This window comes from Streptomyces sp. UW30, assembly GCF_008042075.1.
Lineage (GTDB): Bacteria > Actinomycetota > Actinomycetes > Streptomycetales > Streptomycetaceae > Streptomyces.
This window is the reverse complement of sequence record NZ_RDBN01000053.1, coordinates 1,055,476-1,073,617: the sequence shown is the minus strand read 5'-3', so window position 1 is coordinate 1,073,617 and position 18,142 is coordinate 1,055,476. Positions and strand designations below refer to the sequence as shown.

Genomic DNA, 18,142 nt, shown 5'->3' with positions numbered 1-18,142 from the left:
CGCTGTCGCGGTTCTCGAAGATGAAGACCAGAGCGATCGCGGTGATCAGAGCGAACGGTATGAGGCGGCGGACACCGGGGCGGGAAAGGAACGGCGTGTGAGCCTTGTGGTCTGCGCTGGTCTCGGCCATGGGGTGCCTCTCCGTCACGTACCCCTTCATCCAGCGTCCCCTTTCACCACGTGGCGCGCCACCGAAGGGGCCGCGCGGGGCACGGAGCTGCGGTCAGCAGGAACACGGAGCGCACGCGACAGTGACCCGGTCTGCCGACGCCGTCCTCACCGCCCTCGCCGCTGTGGGGGAAATCTGCGCCCGTCCGACGACCATCACGTCGCGGATCGGGCTCTTACGCTTCGGCGCGAACCTTTTCGTGCAGGGTCGGGTCGTCGGCGGAGAAGATCGCCAGGTGGGGATCCGCGTGTCGGTACAGCTCGGCGAGGCGGGCGTGGTTGTCCCGGACCTTTTCAGATCCCGGGCGACGAGGGCTTTCATGGCACGCAGGGCGGCGGGACGGACGTACGGCCGTCGATCGTGCCGTGGGGGTAGAAGGCGTCGCCGGCGTGCAGCAGTGGGCGAGTACCGGTGTCGACCGCGACGCACGCTCGCCCTGGGCAGTGCTGCGGGCGGCGGGAGCGGTCGGGCATGCCAGCCGTCATCGACGGCACACCGGGCCGGACGCGGCGCGAGCACCGCATCGGACGGCTGCGGCCGGCCGCCCGTGCCCGGATCACCGCCTCCACCGCCCACCGCATCCTCAAGCGCCACGGCCTGCCCGGCCTGCCCGGCCTGTCCGTCCTGGCCGCGCTGGACCGGGTGACCGGCGAGCAAGTCCGCCGCTACGAACGCTCCCGGCCCAGCGAGTTGGTACACATCGACGTCAAGAAACTCGGCCGCATCCCCGACGGCGGGCACGGTGGCTGATACCGCCCCGACTGGTGGGTCGTCGGCCCAAGCGTGGGCGACGACCAACACGCTTTCCAACTGGGGCGGTGGGGCGTTGGGTTGTGTGCAACGGCTGTCACCTGCGTACATGGCCGGCCGGCCGTCGGCACAGGGACGGCAAAAAACAGGTCTCGTCTGAACGGCCCTGAACAGGGCTGAATGAGTCGGAAACCAAGACGGGCCCCTGTTGCCAGAGCTTCTGATCCACTGAGGTGGCCCCGTCTCGGAACAGGCGCAGCACTTCCCCGAGGTCGAGCGGCCCGCAGGATGCCTGGAAGACGTCGTCAGTCACCCTCGCCATCACGGCGCACCCGCATCTTCCCGGCCAAGTCGAACGCCCTCTTTCGCCCAAATGTGAGAGGGCTGAAACGGAGCCGTTGAGCCGCATGGCGCACCCCCGGCCTCGTCGCCGGTGTTATTGGCCCGAATTGCGCACCCTGAATCCATAGGGAAAGTTACATCAGCCCAAATTCTACGAATCACCCTCTATCTGGAATCCTTCGGTCCATTTGCTCGCGAGTAGCCGAAATCCGCACTTGTGTGATTCTTTCGGACCCGCATAGCGTGAGGCCGGCTCATGCAAGAAGAACCGGAACCGAACAGAGGAGAATTCGTGAAGTCTCGTTTCCGCCTGGCGGCCACTGCCGCCGCGGTGTCTCTGGCGGCATTCGGTGCCGYGGGCGTCTCCACTTCGCCCGCGGCAGCGGCTTCGGCAACCTGTTTCGGATACACGGGAAACTTCAACGAGTACGGCGCGGACTTCGTCGACTGGCAGTACGGACCGGACGAGTGCTTCGGCGTGGCGCCCTCGGGAACCATCTGGCACACCTGGTCGGGCGCGGGGAGCTGGAAGGAGATGCCCGGCGGCGGCAGAGCCCTGGCCACGGTCGGCTACTTCGAGAACTCCGCCGGAAAGGCTGTCAAGGTCATCACGGAGGCGGGGAGCTACTACTGCAACTACGACGACTACGCGACCAATACCTGGGGCGGTTGGTACAAAACGAACACCGACCACTGCTGAATTAAGGAAACCCGTTCCCGGGCGGTTGTCTCAGCCGCCCGGGGACGGGAATTTCATGCTTTTGCTGACGGAATTCAAACGATCGCCGATCGTCGACTGCAGGAGAGCGCCGCGCCTTCTTGCCCTCACCTGGGTTCAAGGGCGGTGTGCTGTCGATGCCGAGACGGCTTCGAGTCTCTGCTGAACGGCCATGAACGGCCATGAGCGGCGCTGAATGAGACGGAAACTGAGACGGTGCGGCGGGCGCTGCTGCTTCGCTCCTCCCCAGGCGGGATGAGGCGATCGAGGCTCTCAGCGTCGTCCACGTGTCCGTGGGCGTCGACGGTGATCGGCTTGGCGCCCCTTGCCCGTAACCAGCCACGCAAGCAGCTTGAGCCCCACGGTGGCGTCGCTGCCACGACGGTTTCAAGAGCGCTGTCGGTCCTCGGTGCCCAGTGTGTTCGACAGCCCGTACCGGACCTGCACGTTCCGGTGCTCCACGCCGACGTCGACCGGGTCGGCCAGGTTCGTCCTCGTGCTCACCGTGGCCGAGCGGGTGCCGGGGCTCCCGCTGAAACGGACGTCCGCCCGCGGCGCTTCGCGGAAACGGAGCCGGTCGGCCGCCACGGTGGAGGTGAACTCGATGTCCGCGTGCCGGTATTCAGGCCTTCACGGAGGCCGGCCGTCGTCCTCCGGCTCCTGCTCCCGCACACGCTTCACCTTGCGACGAGGCGCTTCAGTGCCCCGTCGCACCCGCCCCTCGCCACCTTCGGCGGCCCGTTGCCTGCGCGCGGGTTCTTCGCGCGCGAGCTTCCGTTCTGCGCGGCCTGTCGCGCCCCCGGCCTTCCTGGCGCGTGTGGCGCCGCCACTCGCGACCTTCGGGACGTCGGACGCCTTCTCCGCGGTGTCCGACAGCGACTCGCCGACCCGCGCAGCGGCTCCCTCCACCGTGTCCCCGGTCCGCTCCGCGAGCCCCGCGACCGCGCTGCCCGTGTCGTCACCCAGACGCTCGACCGTGGTCGCGGCCCCGCGCCCCACGTCCTCGACCGTGGTCCCGGCCACGCGCCCCACGTCCTCGACCGTGGTCCCGGCTCCGCGCCCCACGTCCTCCACCGCCCTGGCGGTACCACGCCCGACCTCGTCGAGCGTCCGGCCCGCCCCAGTGCCCACCTCACGTACGGCGGTCCCAATGCCCGAGGTCACGTCCCTGAGGACGTCCGGGTTGCGGTCGATGGTCGTCAGGACCCTCCCAATGACCTCCACGACGTTGTCCAGACGCACCTTCAGCAGCGCCTGCGCCTCCACACCCTTGATGTCGAGGTGGACGGCGCCCAGCTCCACGTACGCCCCGACATTCAGTCGGAGCAGGTCGAGCACCTCCGCCTGGAGCGACACCTTCGCGCGCAGATCCTCGACGTCCAGGGCGATCTCGTCCACCTTCAGCAGGGGGACGTCGAGGAGAACGTCCGGCTCCGCGAGCTCCGCACTGACGGGTTCCTCGTCGGCGTAATCATCGATGTCATCGACGTCGGTTTCCGTCACGTCCTCTGCGCCCTCGTCGTCCATGCCGCTCCTCGGGAACGCGTACGTAAAGGGGTATTCCTGATCCTTTCACCGCCCATGGGAGGCCGCCACCGGTCGGCGAGCTGCCCGGTACCGCCTCAGGGGATGTTCCGGGCCATGAGCAGGGCGGGCCGCCATCAGGTGCGCAGGAACTCCAGCGGGTCGGGCCCCTGAGCGTTTCTGGGGCCTCCTGGGAGAAGATCTCGGTACTCGGCATCTACCGACGCGCTTTCGGCCGCGCCGGCAGAAGGACGTTGAGGCCGGCTGCAGGCGATGTGGGACGCGAGGACAGCCGGGCATCGAGCGCCGTTCCCACTTTGCGAGAGCCACCGCCAGCGGCAACTTCAGGGGGTTGCTCTGGCCGGCCTGTGCCTGGGCAAGCTGCGTGCCGGTTGCCGATGAACGACGATGGAGAGATAGGGGTTGGCCGGTTCTGTAGCTTCCGCCTCCCACGGCGCATGCCACCCGTAGCGCGCCAGGACCGCGGCGGAGGGAGTTCGCCGTGGACCCACCTGCCGCCTCCGGCCCGGAGGAGCATGGCCGGCATAGGCCGAGCGGCCCGTTGGACAATGCCGAACGAGCGGAGTACGAGCGACTCCGGCGCGTTCTCGGCACGCGACACCGGCGTCTGCGACTCTGTGGGGCTTCCCTGCTTCTCACTCTGGCCGTTCTGCTCGCACCTATCAGCGTCGTTGCCACCTGGGTAAATTCCGAGGTCACCGATGTTGATCGGTATGAGCAGACCGTCTCACCTCTCGCCAGGGACCCCGCCGTCCAGGATCTGATGATCGATCGTGTCACTGACGGCCTGGTTCAGAACATCGACGCCCGCAAGATCACCGATGGGCTGGCCGACGCGCTGGCGGACCGTGATGCACCCCGCTTCCTCGTCGACGCGGCCCGGTCGCTGGATGAAGAACTCAAGGGCGGACTGACGACCGGCGTGCGCTTCGTGGTCGAGAAGGTGGTGACGAGCGACGCCTTTGCCCAGGCGTGGGACGCCATCCACCGCGACGCGCACACCGCCGCGACGAGTGTCCTCACGGGGGAGGGAGGCGGAGCGCTCGAGGTCAGGGGCGACACCATCACCCTGAACGTCGGCACTGTGATTGAAGAATTGCAGGAGCAACTGATCGGCGTGACGGTTGTTGAGGCAGCAGACGTTCCCGGGGCCGACAAGTCGATCGTGCTGGTTCGGAACGACAATCTGAGTGAGGCCCGTGATGCCGCCCGCTGGCTCGGCGTTGTCGGCCCGTGGTTGCCCTTGGCGGTGGTTGTGCTCGCCGGGCTGGGCATCTGGGCGGCACCTTCCCGCCGGGTTGCGCTGATGGCCGGCGGCATCGGCGTCGCAATCATGATGTGCGGGCTTCTCGTCGGACTCGCCGTCATGCGCCAGATCTATCTGGATGCGGTGACTCCGGTTGCCCAGTCGCAGGATGCCGCAGCAGCCGTCTACGACACCTTGGTGAGGTTCCTGCGGCAGGCCATCCTCACCGCGCTGCTCACGGCCTTGCTCACCGTGATCGCAGGGTATTCGTACGGACGAGGCCGCGGTGCCGCCGCCGTGCGCTCAGCCGCGGCCCGAGGTACGGAATCTGCCGGGCACGCGCTCGCCCGGACGGGGCTGACGACAGGTGCGGTCGGACAGTGGCTGCGCACGAACCAACGCCTGACCACAGGCGCTGTCATCGGCGCCGGGGGCCTCACCCTCTTCCTGTGGAACTACCCCACGCCCGCCTCTGTGGCCCTTCTGCTCCTGCTCGTCGTGGTCGTCCTGGTGATCCTGAGCGTCCTTGCCGCTGCGGACGGATCAGAGCAGCACTTACAGGGGCGACGCTGCTGATCTCGTCATGGGGCAGCACGCAGAACGGCCAGTGGATTGGCACCCAGCAGTAGCTGTCAAAGGCCCCGGACCGTGATCGTTCCGGGGCCTTTTGGCTGGTGCCCCGGCAGGATTCGAACCTGCGACACCCGCTTCAGGAGCGGGACGGAATGCGTGATCGTGGGTGCTCGTGTGTGCTGGATGGTGCTGTCCTCGCAGGTCAGAACCATCCAGCAGCCTGCTTGATCCTGCTTGTGACGGCTGGTGTTCTGTCGTCCGCTCACGCATTGCGCACGCACTCCGGCTGTTTGACCAGTGTGTCTCGCGCCGGCGAAGTCATGCCTTGTCCCGTCGGCCGCGCACACGTACGTGCCTGGGGCGCGGCGGCGCGGTGTCGACGAACTCCTCGGGGATAGCGTCGGCGTCGACCCACCGAACCTGAGCCTGCCTATGCGGTTCGCGGGTTTGGGGTTCGCCGGACCATTCGTTGGCTGCGAAGACAACGGTGAGGGGGTAGCGCTTCGGTCTGGCCGTCGATGCGGCCGGTGCCCAGGGCGAGGGCGGCATGGGCGAGGTCGATGCAGTGGTGTGGAGAGAGAGGCTGGGCACTCTGCCGGTGACATGCGTCTTCCTTGGCCAGGCCACCAGACATGGACTCCCCCCGCCCAGCACCTTTGTTGACCGTGGTTGCCCCTCAAATCCGGCACGACGGTGGACGGCGGTACGCAGCGGCCTCGTCTTATGCGCCGTGTCAGTCCGCGCGGCGGCGGTTCAGTCCAGGAAGTAGGACCAGAACGGAATCGTGGCGTACTGGTGGTCCTCAGGGGCCGGCACGGGGCGGCCGAACTCGTGGTGGAAGTAGTCGATGAGATCAGTGCCGTAGTAAATGATGTCCGCCTGGTACATCGACAGCACGGGCGTACCGGTTCGGTCCGGATCGGCCAGCAGGTACCGGTGCGAGTAAACCGGCACCATCACAGGAACCTTGGCCAGGTAGGTGCGAGCCACCTTCAGGGCGTCTTCAGTGCCCGCCGGCCTTGGGTCCCAGTCCGGGTGCCAGAAACCGTTGTGCTTCACGTCGAAGAGCACTCCGTCCACCGGCCGGGCCAACCTCTCCGCCAGGTCCTCCGGGTCGCCGTCCCGCCAGTCGGGCCAGCTACGGCTCCCAGTCGGCAGCCCTGCGCTGAGCAGCGTCCGGTGCTCGGGGGCGTAACGGAACCCCCAGCGCTCCTCGACCTGATCAAGTTCCCGCTCGCTCATGCCTGGCTTGATCTCGACCCGGGCAGGGAGCATGGCAAGCAACGCCCGGGCGTTTTCAGAGGTCAGCGGGTTCTCGGGGCTGATCGGAGTCATGCGCGGAACGGTAGGACATCTGCGGGACGGGGGTCACGCAACCATGGGGCCGGGACCGCGAGATCCGCTGTTGACTGTGGTTGCCCGCTCCTACGGGCACGACGCTTCGAAGAGGACGCTGTCGTGCTCCCGTGGCAGCGGTTCCAACGGCGGTACGACCAAGTCCGTGTACAGCGACAACTCGATCCGCGTCTCGTACTGGCAGCAGACAGACCATGGACGACGCCCTGAACCGGTGCCGCGTCTGTACGCCTCGCCTGAAAGGATCCGGCCGGTGCCGGACAGGACGGGTTGTGGAATCCATGACGGAAGAGGAGTCGCGCCAGAGGCAGCAGGCGCGCTTCGAAAGACTGGCGCACGTGGTGGTGGAACCGTTGCACCGGTATCTGCTGCGACGGACGAGCGCCGACATGGTCGACGACATCCTGGCGGAGGCGATGCTGGTGCTGTGGCGCCGTATTGACGACGTCCCCGGCCTGGGGCCGGCGCCAGGTTCCCTGCCCGACCCCGATGACGTGCTGCCGTGGTGCTACGGGGTGGCGCGGGGCTGCCTGGCGAATGCCCGCCGTGCCGACGGGCGCCGACTCCGGCTGGTGGAGCGGTTGATCCGGACGCAGGAACAGCAGCCGACCGGGGTCGCCGACCACAGCGTTCTGCACGCCGCGCTCGCCGCCCTCGGGGCGCTGGACCGCGAGGTGGTGCGGCTGTGGGCGTGGGAGGAGCTGGCACCCCGGCAGATCGCGGAGGCGACCGGGCTGACGCCCAACGCAGTGAGTGTCCGGCTACACCGGGCGAAAAAGAAACTCGCTGAACAGTTGGGGCGAAAGCATGACGAACCATCCGGACACAAGAGGGATGAAGGAAGGAGCGGTCAGTGAATGACGACGAGTTGCTGGCCCGGCTGAAGTCCGCGGACCCGGCGCTGACCCCACATGCTCCGCTGCCCGACATCGACCGACTTGTGGAGGACACCTTGACCACCGACACCGCGCACCGGACCGGCAGTACGGCCCCCGCGAAGACCGCCGCGCGACGGAGCCGCCGTCAGCTCCTCGGACTCGCGGCGGCTGCCGGTCTGCTTCTGCTCGGCGGCGGCATCGCCGGAGGAGTCATGGCGAACAACGACAACGGGCACCCGGCCTCGGCAGGCCCACTGACACTCACCACCGACAGCGGCCTCGGCAGCCAGAAGTGCGTGACACCCAGTCCCGACACCCTGCGCGGGTACCCGACCCTCTTCCTGGGAACGGTCACCTCCATCAAGGGCTCCACGGTCACATTCCGCGTCGACTACTGGTTGAAGGGCGGCGACACGGAGACGGTCGTGCTCGACAGCGACGCGAGCCGGCCGGAGGCGCTGACGTTCTCGGACGGTGAGCGCTACATCGTGGCCGCCGAGAACGGCGTCGTCCCGGCGTGCGGCGCGAACGTGGCCTCCGACGAGACCGTCGACGAGTTCCGCCAGGCATTCGGGAAGTAACGGAAAGCAGCTGCACGGACGATCCGAGCCCACCGACGGCCGCGGTGGGCTCGGGCCGTTTCGGGAAGTCGCCGCTTCCGCTGTTCTGACGGTGTTCCACGGCCGGCTGAGAGCAGGGCGGGGCGTCAACCGCCGTGGCCATTCTCGGCGGCACTGACCCCTGGGGACCTGCCCTCGCAAGAGAACCGCTCCCCTGCATCACCGTCCGCCGCGCGCAGGCAGAGCTGCAGGACGTCCGGCTCTTCGACAAGGCTCCGAAGTCTGCGGCGGGAGTGCCTGCATCTCCTTCCCGGCCCCGGCCGAGCTGCTCGGCGAGGTCAAGCGCCGCCTGGAGCTGCACTCTCACGACCTTCGCCGCACAGGCAACACGCTCGCCTCCACGGCGGGCGCCAGCACCCGTGAGCTGATGACGCTGACACGCGTGTGGCGCGGCCTCGAATACGGCGAAGGGCCACCCTGGGAGGAAACCCCTTCTGAACTGGCCCTATGGCGTGTGTGATCGCTCAAGGCCGCCTGCGTCCATCGTCGTTGATGTCAGAGCGCCGTGCCTTCTTGCCCGTAAGCAGGGCTGCATTGTGAGAGCCCCGGCGACCGCGATGCCCGCGCCGAGCCATATCGGTGCAAGCTTGCTCCGGTTGCTGGTCTTGACCAGGTAGGCGACCAGGATGCAGACGACGAGGCCGGCCTCAAGGCCTTCGCGCAGGCCGATGAGGTAGTTGGCGAACGCGCCGTCTCCTTGTTGCGGCGGCTCAGGACTGGCTGTTGATGAAGCCGATCAGGCTGGCGCCCCACCAGCCGAGCTGGCTGACTGTGGCGGCGGCACCCGATTGGACGAGGAGGCTGCGGGGCACCGGCCGGTCGCGGTACTGGTCGAGGTGCTGGCCGAGTCGGTGGGCGTACAGGCCGTTGAGGGTGATGGCCAGGACGAGTCCGAGTTTGATCAGCGTCAGCGTGGAGGTCAGGTTTGGGTTGAGGAACGAGCCGGTGGCCACCAGGCCGGCCAGCCCGAGCCAGATCGGGACCTGGAGCGTGCAAGCGGTGTTCAGGATGTCGGCCAGGCGGCGTCGTCCCAGCAGCCACAGGAGCGCGAACCAGTCCACGGCGAGTACGGCGCCCAGTCCGACGACGAGGGCCGCGACATGCAGAAAGCGGGCTACGGTCTGCAGCGTCGTATCGGCGTGGACGTGACCGGACATCCAGCAGACGGCGGCCAGGGCGGCGCAGCTCAGGAGGCCCGCCGCGGCGAGAACCCAAAGCGGCGTGGGCGAGGCGTCGGCGTGCTCCGGGGCTTGGTCGCCGGCAGCCGCTGACGGCTCCGGCCGACCGGCTTGCGGGGAGATCGCGGCGACCATGGGTCTGTCGGAGGAGACGGTCATGGTCAGCTCGCGGGCTTCAGTTCGACGCCTGCGAACGTGGCGGTGACCGTCTCGCTCAGCGCGGGCTTCTCGCCGCTGGCGCCGTGCCGCAGAAAGGTCGGCGGCTGCGGCGTGGCGCGCAGGGTGTACTTGCCGGCCGTGGGGATGGAGAAGTTGTTGGCGTAGTGGAAGAACTCGGCGTGGTAGAAGTTCAGGTTCTGGGCCTGAACGACCTTGCCCTTGGCGTCGACGACCTCGAACTCGATGGGAATGTTCGGCACGATGCGGCCGGTTTTGGCCTCCATCGGGATGATCTCGATGTGGTGCGTCTCGTTCTTGGTCGGCTCACGGTTGACCAGCTTCCCGTGGGTGCCGTGTTCGGACCGGAACCACGGCTCGGCGGCCTCGACGATGTAGCCGATGCGGTACTCCCCGGCCTTGGTCTCCCCGCCCTGCGCCGCGATCTCTGCTTCGAGCACGGTGTGCTGGTGCGCCACACCGGCCGGGGCGATCTCCTTCGCCTGAGTCTTGGCGGGCGCCTGGTCGGCTTTGTCGGCATCGGTGCCACCGCAGGCCGTCGGGGCGAGAGCGAGCGGGGCGGCCAGAAAGAGCGAGGGCGGCGAGGACGTAGGCATGGCCGAAATCTTTCGGTCGAAAGTAAGGTAAGGCGAACCTAAGAACTCGCTGTGTGCTCGTCAAGTCCCCTCGCAATGCAGACGTTGGCGGCCATATCGGGCATGCTGGAGGGGATTTCCTTACTACGTAGGGAAGTTGAGTGAACGTCACCCCTGACTCGGCCCGAGAGCGCGGCGGCGTGAGGTTCACCATCTGGACAGTGGAGGAGACGCCTCAACTGAACTGCGCGCCGCTCCGTCCCCGCATCGCCCCAGGAGCCTGTCGTGACCTCTGCCCTGACCCGTCCCGTCATCTTGGCCCTGCTCGCCGTCGCCCCCCTCGCCTTTCTGACCGCCTGCACGCAGAAGGGCGGCGGCAGCGTTGACGCCGACAACTCGGGGCCCATTGCGGTCCGGGCGGCCGACGACGCCTGCGAGCCCTCCCAGACCTCCGCACCCGACGGGGCCATCACCTTCGAGGTCACCAACGAGGGCAGCAAGATCACCGAGTTCTACCTCTACAGCCCGGACAAGAAGGTGGTCAGCGAGGTCGAGGTCATCGGCCCCGGCACATCGCGCACCATGACGGTGAAGGTCACTCAGGCCGGTGCATACACCACGGCCTGCAAGCGGGGCATGGTCGGCGATGGCATCGGAGGCGAGTTCACCGTGACGGCCAAGAAGGGATGACCGCAAGGACCGCAAGCGCCAGCCAGGCGAGCTTTCTCGGTCACGCCGCGGCCACGCATGCCGGGCAAGGCTCACCGTACGGCAGGCTTGCTCAGCTTCCCGTAGCGCACTCTCACAGGGCTGGCCGGCAGCGCCGCATCCTCCGCATCAACTTCCTTAGCGAGGCGCCAGGTCGAGGCGGCGTTCGGTGCGGTTCAGCTTTGCCGTAGAGCCGAGCTCGCACGAACCTCCGGGTATCGCTGACTCTGGGCCCTGAGCGGGTACCCGGCGGCCGGGCCGGCGGGGTTGTCCATGGGGTCAGGGGCGACACGCAGGCCGCCGTCGTCCTTCATTACGCCTCAGCGTGAGGTTGGAAAGGGCTCAGTGCCCGTCGTTGCTCGTGGACGGCGGCGAGCGAGCGTGCCAGGGACGGCACGACCAGGTGAACGAACAGACCGTGGCCCGCCACTGGCTCGCCGCCGCACTGCCCAAGGCGGCCCCCGCACTGGCCACCACGACCGTGCTCGCACTCGCCCGGATCTGGAACGCCAACGGCGCCGAACACTCCGTCGGCAACGCCGTGCTCATGACCGCGCTCTCACTGGGCGCCGCCGCCGCGGGCGTCGTCGCGGCCAACGCAACCGGCGACTCCCTGCTCACCGGGACCGCGTTCGCAGCCTCCGGCGCACTCGCCTTCGCCGGGGTCGCCGGATACTCCGACGGACTCCCGCTGCCCCTGCTGCTGTGGTCGCTCGCCACCGCCGGCGCCTACGGACTGGCGCACCGACCGCCGCGAGACGGTCGCGTACGAGCGGCAGACGAGCGAGCGGCGCGAGGAGTACGCCCACGTCGAGCGCGTCGAAACCCTCCGCGCCACTACGGAAATCGAGGTGGCCCGCACCGGCGCCGCCTACGCCGAACAGCTCGCGCAGGCGCTCGTCACCCGCGCCGCCCTGCCCGGCTTCGACCCCACCGCCCTGGAAGCCGCGGGACTGCCCAGACTGCCCGCGGTGTCTCGTCCGGCACCTCCCTGGGGCGTGACTTCTGGCTCCGTAAGGCGGCTGTCCTGGACCGCATCGCCCTCGAAGACGTAGGCGACGACGCAGCCGAGATGGCGAATGAAGCGGCGGAGCGGCTGATGAGCCTGGACGACGCGGGCGCCATCTGCGACCCGCGCCACTACGTCCGCCAGCAGTACGCCCACTGGATCACCAACAAGTAGCTACACCCGAGGCGGGCGCCGTCTCACCACAAGCCTGCGCCCGCCCCGGTCCTCCCGTCCCTCCAAGAGAGCAGGAGACCTCCAGCATGACCCACGTGGTGCATTCGGCGAAGGCCGTCCGCTCTATGCCAGCCAGATGGGGCTGTGCGGCCTCCGTCCGTGTCTCCTGCCCGATCCTGCTGCCCTTCGCAACGCGGGAGTTCCTGAGATCACGCCTACGCCGAACAGCTCGCACAGCCCCTCGTTGCTGTGCTGAACGTTCTGGTTTCGACCCGCTTGCACTCCGGAGTGCAGTCCTGCCGGAGCTCCCCCGTCGTGCCGGAGGACAGATGAAGAGTCCTCGCATCACGTGCTTCGGCCGTCTTCGATAATGCCGAGTTCACGACGACGCAACTCCGCGCTGAGTCCGGTGGGCCAAACTGTGGTCGCATCTGCCTGGGCGCCAGTCAGCCGACGCTCGTCAAGCACCGTGTCGCTGAGATCGGTGCCGCGCAAATCCGCGCCGCGGAAGTCAGCTCCGCGCAGACTAGCCCCTTGTAGATATGCGCCGCTGAGGTTCGAGCCCTTGAGATTCGCACCATCGAGGCAAGTTCGTCGAAGGTCGGCATCTGTGAAGTCACAGCGATCGAGTTGAGCACCAGCCAATACAGCCCGAGCGAGGTTGGAGTGGCGAAACAGGGTCCGGCTCAATCGGGCCTTACGGAGCACGATGCCGCGCAGATCTACTCGCGACAGGTAGAGCTCAGGATCATTGGGCGTCCTGGTGCGGCGCTCCAAGACCCACATGGTGGCCTGCACATCGGGGGCGCGGACGTTCATCACCGGCAGTTGTCCATCGACTGAAGCCGTGGGGTGTTCTGGTCCGCCGGCAAAGCCTACGAGCCACGTGAGTCTGCCGCGAACGAAGGCGCCTAGAAGGAACTGAATCGGATCACGGTCAGCATGGGAGTTCTTGGCAATACGTTCGAGTGCGTAGATCCCGCCGATGCGGACGTTGATGTCTCTACTGCCGATTTGGTCCACGGCCCGAGTGAAGCGCTCGGTGATCTGGCTCTCTCGACTGACGTGGACTTGCCGCCAAGTTGCTGCGGCGCCGATGACCACCAGCAGACCGACGCAGCTTTGAAGCATCGCCGATCGAGCGTCGTTGGCGAGTCGAGATTGGGCTTGCTGCAGCTCGATGCGTGCCTGCGCACTGGAGAGGCCACGTAGATCCGCTGCACTCAGGGGCGGGTAGAGCAGGCGGGGCACCAGGATGACCGCGCTTACGAGGATTGCGAGCAGACCAGACGCCGTCAGCGCTGCGATCCAGATCGTGCGTCGACTCACGCTACTGACTGCTCCCTCAGGAATCGCTGATTCTCTCGCCCTCTCCCGTTCTCAGGATGGCAGGCGAGTGAGCCCCAGGTCGGTCTTTGCCAATCCCGCGGCGAGGCGGCCTCAACACAGTCTCTGACCGACCTGAAACAACGCCCGAGGCGGGCGCCGTCTCACCACAAGCCCGCGCCCGCCCCGGCTCTTCAGTCCCTCCAAGAGAGCAGGAGACCTCCAGCATGCCTCACCTGCACGGTGTCGGCGAGGGCCCAACGGCCCGCACGCACCTTCGCATCGCCCTCGAACTCGCGGCGGCCGGCGTGCCACCGCTACCCCTCCGACACGGCAAAAGTCCCCTTCGGGAACTGCCGCGCATGCGCGGACGGCGCCTGCGGCGGGCGGCCGAACATGAAGACCGCGGGCCCTTGCCACTGCCCCGCCCCCTGCCACGCGTGGGCCGCCGCCACCACCGATCCGAGCGTCCTCACCTCACCCGCATGGGCACCGGCATGGAGGCAGAGCGCGGCCGTCGCCTACCACCCCGGGGGCGCCGCACTGACCGTGGTCGACCTCGACAACGCGGCGGCCGTCGCATGGGCCCGCGAGACCCTGCCCGCCACCCGGATCGTGGCCACCACGCGCGGCGAACACTGGATCTACCAAGGCGCCATGCGCTCGGTGAACGCCGTCCGTGACGGCGTCGACATCAAGTCCACGATGGCCTACGCCCGTTGGCTCGGTCCCGGCGTCGGCACCATGACGGAGCTCCCGGACGCCGTCCGCGCACTGGCTGTGAAGGAGCCTTCGACGCTCCGGCCGGCACAGCATGCCATCACGGTGTCCGCACCGACCGGAGCCGGGGAGTGCCGACACCGCACGCCCGTCTACCTGGAGCGTGGCATCGCCATGGCGGAGCAGCGCATCACCGAGGCCCGCAGCGGCATCCACGCCACCGTGTACCGCACGTTCCTCGTGGTGCTGTCGACGCACGGCCGGTGCGGCTGCCTCACCGACGCACATGTCGCGCGACTGTTCACCGCCGCGCAGGCCAAGGGCGAAACGCCGAGGCACTGCACCGACGCGTGGACGAACGCCCTCACCGCCCTGGGGATGTAGGCATGTCCGAGGACGAAAAGAACCCTGCGCGGCAGGTCATCACTGACTACGCGCAGGCGCATTTCCGCTACTTCCGCACCGTCGACGGGACCGTGTACGCGCAGCGCAACGGCCACCCCGTCGCCCGCCCGATCCGCTCCCAGGGCACCACGGGCAGCCACCGGCAGGAACTCATGGTCGGCCTTTCAGGGACGGACTCGGTGTGTTCAACGGGACGGCTCTGAAGGAGGCGTTGGACCTGATCGAAGCACTCGCACTCACCGAGGACGTACAGCCCACCCACATCCGCGTGGCGCCCGGGTTCGACGGTGCGGCCTGGCTCGACCTGGGCCGTGACGACGGAAAGTCCGTCCGCATCCACCCCACAGGCTGGGACATCCGCACCCCCGACCCGCGCGAGGTGTGCTGGCGGCGCACCCAGCTCACCGGCGAACTCCCCTTGCCCGCCAAGGACACCGACGGCAAAGGCATCGATCTCCTGCTGCGGCTCTGCAACTTCGCCGGCGCTGAGACGGAGTGTCTAGCTATCGCGTGGCTGGTCGGCTGCTTGGAGCCGTCCGTGCCCGTGCCGGCCCCGTTCCTCACCGGTCCCCAAGGGGCGGGCAAGTCCACTGGCGGCCGGATGCTGGTGCGGATCATCGAAGGGATGAGTGGTGATCTGCGGCGGGCGCCGAAGGACGAGGAGAACATGATCACGGCCGTCGCTGCCGGGTGGGTGACCGCCCTGGACAACCTCTCTCACCTGTCCCCGGACCTGTCCGACCTGATGTGCTGCATCGTGACCGGCGCCGAGAGCATCAAGCGGGCGCTGTTCACCGACGGGGATGTCGTCCGTTCCCGCTACCGGCGCCCCATGCTCCTGACCGGTATCGACGTCGGCGTCATCCGCCCCGACCTCGCCGAACGCCTCCTCCCGCTCCGACTCGTCAGGCCCCGGGTGCGGCGCACCGAGGCGGAACTGTGGGCGGAGTACGCGGAGATCCTGCCGGTTGTTCTCGGTTCCCTGCTGGACCTGACCGTGAAGGTGCGCGCGGCTCAGGCGGAGACACCGACCGACCTGCGCATGGCGGACTTCGCGCACCTGTGTGCGCAGCTCGATGCGGCAACTGGCCTCGGGGCACTGGCCGCGTACCGGGCCAGCCTGGACGACCTGAATGACGACGTCATTGAGGGCGACCTTCTGGCACAGACCGTGTTGCAGCACGCAGCCGACATGAATGCGGGAGCCGAGCAGCAGATGACGTCCACGCAGTGGCTGCACTGCCTCAGCGGCGTCTACGCCGGGGACGACTTGCGGCCGCTGCCCAAAGGCTGGCCGACTACCGGCAAAGTGCTCTCTGACCGGCTCAAGCGGCTTCAGCCGACCCTGGCGGCCCGTGGCGTCCTCATCGACTTCGGCCGCACCCGAGAGGGCCGCTACACCGTCATGACCCGCCAGCCGGCCGCATCCGCGCACGAACAGCAGCGCTTCGCTGGCTCCTGACCGCACGAGCAAGAGGAGCACCCCCTGCCACGCGGGTGCTCCTCTTGCTGTTCGGCGGCGGCGCCGCCCTGCGCTGAACGTGCCGCGCAGCGGCTCCCTCTTCACGCCATGAGCCGCACCACACCACCAACAGAACCCCCCTCTTTTTTCCTAAGTAGGGAAGCTCTGCGTCACAGCGTCACACGATCATGAAAACCGCCCCGTGACCTGCGCAGACGGGCGTGACGCAGACGGCGAATTCTGCGTCACGCCTGCGTCACCACGTCACGCGTGACGGACAGCCTGCGTCACCCGTGACGCACCCCGAGCGCCCTGCGTCACGCAAACCCGCAGGTCAGAAGCCTGAGTGACGCACGTGACGCTGTGACGCAGAAATCCCAGCCTCGGACAGACGCGGGCTCCTGAGAGCCCTGAATCGACCATTCGTAGGCCGCCCCTGAGGAGTCACCGCATGAGCTCCCCCCTACCCACGAGTCACCAAGCCCTGACTGTGCCTGAGGTGATGAGCGCGCTCCGTATGAGCCGTTTCAAGGTCTACGACCTCATCCGGTCCAAGCGGCTCCCGAGCTTCACCGAAGGGCGTTTGCGCCGCGTCCCGGCAGACGCGGTCGCCACGTACATGAAGAACCGTCTTGAGGAGGCCGCCTGATGGCGCGTAAGCGAAACCCGAACGGTGCCGGAAGCATCTGGCAGCGAAAGGACGGCCGTTATGAGGGTCGCGTGTACGTTCCCCAGCCGGACGGCACCCGCGCCCGCAAGACGGTGTACGGCAACACATGGGAAGAGTGCGACGAGAAGCGTCAGGAACTGGTGCGCCGTGCCCGGCAGGGCATCCCGACGCCCACACGTTCCGCCAAGCTTTCTGAGTGGCTGCCGTACTGGTTGGCCCACTATGTCGAGCCGCGCCGCAAGCTGAGCACCTACGACAAGTACGAGATGCACGTGCGCCGCTACCTGGTCCCTCTGCTGGGCACCAAGCGGCTGGAGTCGCTCAGCGTCGCCGACGTGCGCCGCTTCACCACCCGCATGCAGAGCACAACGACGGCTGCGACCGCGAAGGAAGCGCACCGCGTGCTCCGTACCGCGCTCACGGCGGCCGTACGCGAGGAACTCATCACGCGCAACGTCGTCTCGCTCGTGGAACCGCCCCGGGTGAAGCAGCGCGAGATCAGCCCGTGGTCCCTGGAGGAGACGCTGACGTTTTTGGAGGCCGCACGACGAGACCCGCTGTACGCCGCGTTCGTCCTGGCCATCGCCATGGGCCTGCGGCGCGGTGAACTGGTGGGGCTGCGCTGGTCGGATGTGGACCTCGATAACCGGGTGCATGTACGCCAGCAGACTCAGCGCCGGCGCGGCACGCTCTACGACGACGACCCCAAGAGTCGCCGGCAGCGTGTCGTCCCCATGCCTGCATCGCGCCGCTGCGCTGGCACCGACTGCGGCAGCGGGAAGCGTTCGCGCGCACAGGCGTCGCATGGTCAGAGAAGGGCTACGTCTTCGCCACGCGCAACGGCCGGCCGGTGGAGCCCCGGAACGTCTACCGCTCGTTCACGCGGATGGCCGCTGACGCTGGGCTGCGAGTAGTTCGACTGCACGATGCCCGCCACGGTTGTGCCACGCTGCTGACAGCAGCCGGAGTTGCGCCGCGAGTCATCATGGAGATCCTCGGCCACAGTCAGATCAGCATCACGATGGACGTGTACACGCATGTCGTACACGACACGCAGCGGGAAGCGATCAGCCACATGGACCGCCTGCTCAAGCGTCGACTTCCTGCCGCATAGGAGCTGTCCGGCTCATGGGCGGAGCCGCGCACTCCCCGGCTGTCCGCTCGGGCGGCCGGGGAGAGCGGGCACATGCGTCAGTGCGTGGTGAACACGCGGATTACCCAGTCAGTCACCGAGCGGAAGGCGCCGGAGGCTGCTCCACGAATCGCTGCCGCCACCAGTTGTGCGGACGTCTTTGAGTCGGGCTCGGCGGGCTGCACTGGTTTCCGTTCACGCGTACGGTTGCTCATGGGTCTCCCTTGATAGGTGCGGATCCGTTGCGGCTCGCCGGCGTGGTTGGACGCCGTCCGGCGGGCCGCTCTTATCGCAACACGAGGGCGCGACTGAGCCTCAGAATCTCGGACCATCAGGTATCACAAGGGACTTGACGCGGGTAACACGGTACTTAGCAGGACTTCCCCGGACAGTACTGGGAGGGGCGGGG

12 protein-coding genes, 1 tRNA gene and 7 pseudogenes are annotated in these 18,142 nt (G+C 67.7%); 12 read left to right on the top strand and 8 right to left on the bottom strand.

Translation table 11 applies throughout. The features are described 5' to 3' along the window. Positions 1-619: 619 nt before the first annotated feature. Positions 620-907: pseudogene (locus EAO75_RS48770) on the top strand (IS481 family transposase); the annotation flags it as partial. Positions 908-1,553: 646 nt separating this feature from the next. Continuing rightward, positions 1,554-1,961 carry a hypothetical protein gene (locus EAO75_RS39165; RefSeq protein ID WP_147999823.1) on the top strand — a complete coding sequence of 136 codons (408 nt, stop codon included), beginning with the start codon at positions 1,554-1,556 and terminating at the stop codon, positions 1,959-1,961. A gap of 648 nt (positions 1,962-2,609) precedes the next feature. Here the strand turns inward: EAO75_RS39165 and EAO75_RS39155 are convergent. Continuing rightward, positions 2,610-3,506 carry a hypothetical protein gene (locus EAO75_RS39155; protein WP_147999821.1) on the bottom strand — a complete coding sequence of 299 codons (897 nt, stop codon included), beginning with the start codon at positions 3,504-3,506 and terminating at the stop codon, positions 2,610-2,612. 781 nt (positions 3,507-4,287) lie between these two features. Here EAO75_RS39155 and EAO75_RS39150 point away from each other — a divergent pair. After that, complete coding sequence (locus EAO75_RS39150; RefSeq protein ID WP_261989601.1) at positions 4,288-5,346, top strand: hypothetical protein; 1,059 nt, start codon at positions 4,288-4,290, stop codon at positions 5,344-5,346. Positions 5,347-5,442: 96 nt separating this feature from the next. Here the strand turns inward: EAO75_RS39150 and EAO75_RS39145 are convergent. The 3 genes and pseudogenes from EAO75_RS39145 to EAO75_RS39135 all read right to left on the bottom strand — a co-directional run bounded on the left by EAO75_RS39145 (position 5,443) and on the right by EAO75_RS39135 (position 6,678). Beyond that, positions 5,443-5,513: transfer RNA gene (locus tag EAO75_RS39145), tRNA-Gln, on the bottom strand. A 148-nt stretch (positions 5,514-5,661) separates the two neighbouring features. Beyond that, a pseudogene (locus tag EAO75_RS47865) lies at positions 5,662-5,835 on the bottom strand (DNA mismatch repair protein MutT); the annotation flags it as partial. Between the two features lie 261 nt (positions 5,836-6,096). After that, a complete protein-coding gene (locus EAO75_RS39135; RefSeq protein ID WP_147999820.1) occupies positions 6,097-6,678 on the bottom strand; it encodes a glycosyltransferase family 4 protein in 582 nt (193 codons plus the stop codon). A gap of 302 nt (positions 6,679-6,980) precedes the next feature. On the opposite strand from EAO75_RS39135, the gene EAO75_RS39130 reads away from it, so the two are divergent. The 3 genes and pseudogenes from EAO75_RS39130 to EAO75_RS48765 all read left to right on the top strand — a co-directional run. Beyond that, on the top strand, positions 6,981-7,556 hold the full coding sequence (locus EAO75_RS39130) for an RNA polymerase sigma factor (protein ID WP_261989600.1): 576 nt from the start codon (positions 6,981-6,983) through the stop codon (positions 7,554-7,556). After that, entirely contained in the window at positions 7,553-8,158 is a 606-nt protein-coding gene (locus EAO75_RS39125) for a hypothetical protein (RefSeq protein ID WP_147999818.1), read from the top strand. Before EAO75_RS39130 ends, EAO75_RS39125 begins: the two co-directional genes overlap by 4 nt. Before the next feature lie 197 nt (positions 8,159-8,355). Then, positions 8,356-8,570: pseudogene (locus tag EAO75_RS48765) on the top strand (site-specific integrase); the annotation flags it as partial. A gap of 165 nt (positions 8,571-8,735) precedes the next feature. Here EAO75_RS48765 and EAO75_RS39115 read toward each other — a convergent pair. The 3 genes and pseudogenes from EAO75_RS39115 to EAO75_RS39105 form a co-directional block, all read right to left on the bottom strand. Next, a pseudogene (locus EAO75_RS39115) lies at positions 8,736-8,867 on the bottom strand (FTR1 family protein); the annotation flags it as partial. Between the two features lie 40 nt (positions 8,868-8,907). Beyond that, positions 8,908-9,534 (bottom strand): hypothetical protein, encoded by a 627-nt coding sequence (locus EAO75_RS39110; protein ID WP_147999817.1) that lies wholly within the window; start codon positions 9,532-9,534, stop codon positions 8,908-8,910. A gap of 2 nt (positions 9,535-9,536) precedes the next feature. Continuing rightward, a complete protein-coding gene (locus EAO75_RS39105; RefSeq protein WP_147999816.1) occupies positions 9,537-10,148 on the bottom strand; it encodes an iron transporter in 612 nt (203 codons plus the stop codon). A 264-nt stretch (positions 10,149-10,412) separates the two neighbouring features. Here EAO75_RS39105 and EAO75_RS39100 point away from each other — a divergent pair, with 264 nt between their 5' ends. Both EAO75_RS39100 and EAO75_RS39095 read left to right on the top strand, forming a co-directional pair. Next, positions 10,413-10,817: a cupredoxin domain-containing protein gene (locus EAO75_RS39100; protein WP_261989599.1), complete on the top strand. Its 405-nt coding sequence runs from the start codon at positions 10,413-10,415 to the stop codon at positions 10,815-10,817. 421 nt (positions 10,818-11,238) lie between these two features. Beyond that, entirely contained in the window at positions 11,239-12,018 is a 780-nt protein-coding gene (locus EAO75_RS39095) for a hypothetical protein (RefSeq protein WP_315987675.1), read from the top strand. A gap of 345 nt (positions 12,019-12,363) precedes the next feature. Here EAO75_RS39095 and EAO75_RS39090 read toward each other — a convergent pair whose 3' ends face one another. Beyond that, positions 12,364-13,347: a pentapeptide repeat-containing protein gene (locus tag EAO75_RS39090; protein ID WP_147999815.1), complete on the bottom strand. Its 984-nt coding sequence runs from the start codon at positions 13,345-13,347 to the stop codon at positions 12,364-12,366. A gap of 224 nt (positions 13,348-13,571) precedes the next feature. Between EAO75_RS39090 and EAO75_RS39085 the strand changes: the two are divergent. The 4 genes and pseudogenes from EAO75_RS39085 (at position 13,572) to EAO75_RS39070 (ending at position 17,715) form a co-directional block, all read left to right on the top strand. After that, positions 13,572-14,448, top strand: a pseudogene (locus EAO75_RS39085) (DNA primase). A gap of 2 nt (positions 14,449-14,450) precedes the next feature. Continuing rightward, positions 14,451-15,931: pseudogene (locus EAO75_RS39080) on the top strand (ATP-binding protein). A gap of 451 nt (positions 15,932-16,382) precedes the next feature. Then, positions 16,383-16,580 (top strand): helix-turn-helix domain-containing protein, encoded by a 198-nt coding sequence (locus EAO75_RS39075; protein WP_147999814.1) that lies wholly within the window; start codon positions 16,383-16,385, stop codon positions 16,578-16,580. Next, positions 16,580-17,715: pseudogene (locus EAO75_RS39070) on the top strand (tyrosine-type recombinase/integrase). The gene EAO75_RS39075 and the pseudogene EAO75_RS39070 overlap by 1 nt, the downstream one beginning before the upstream one ends. Positions 17,716-18,142: the final 427 nt, after the last annotated feature.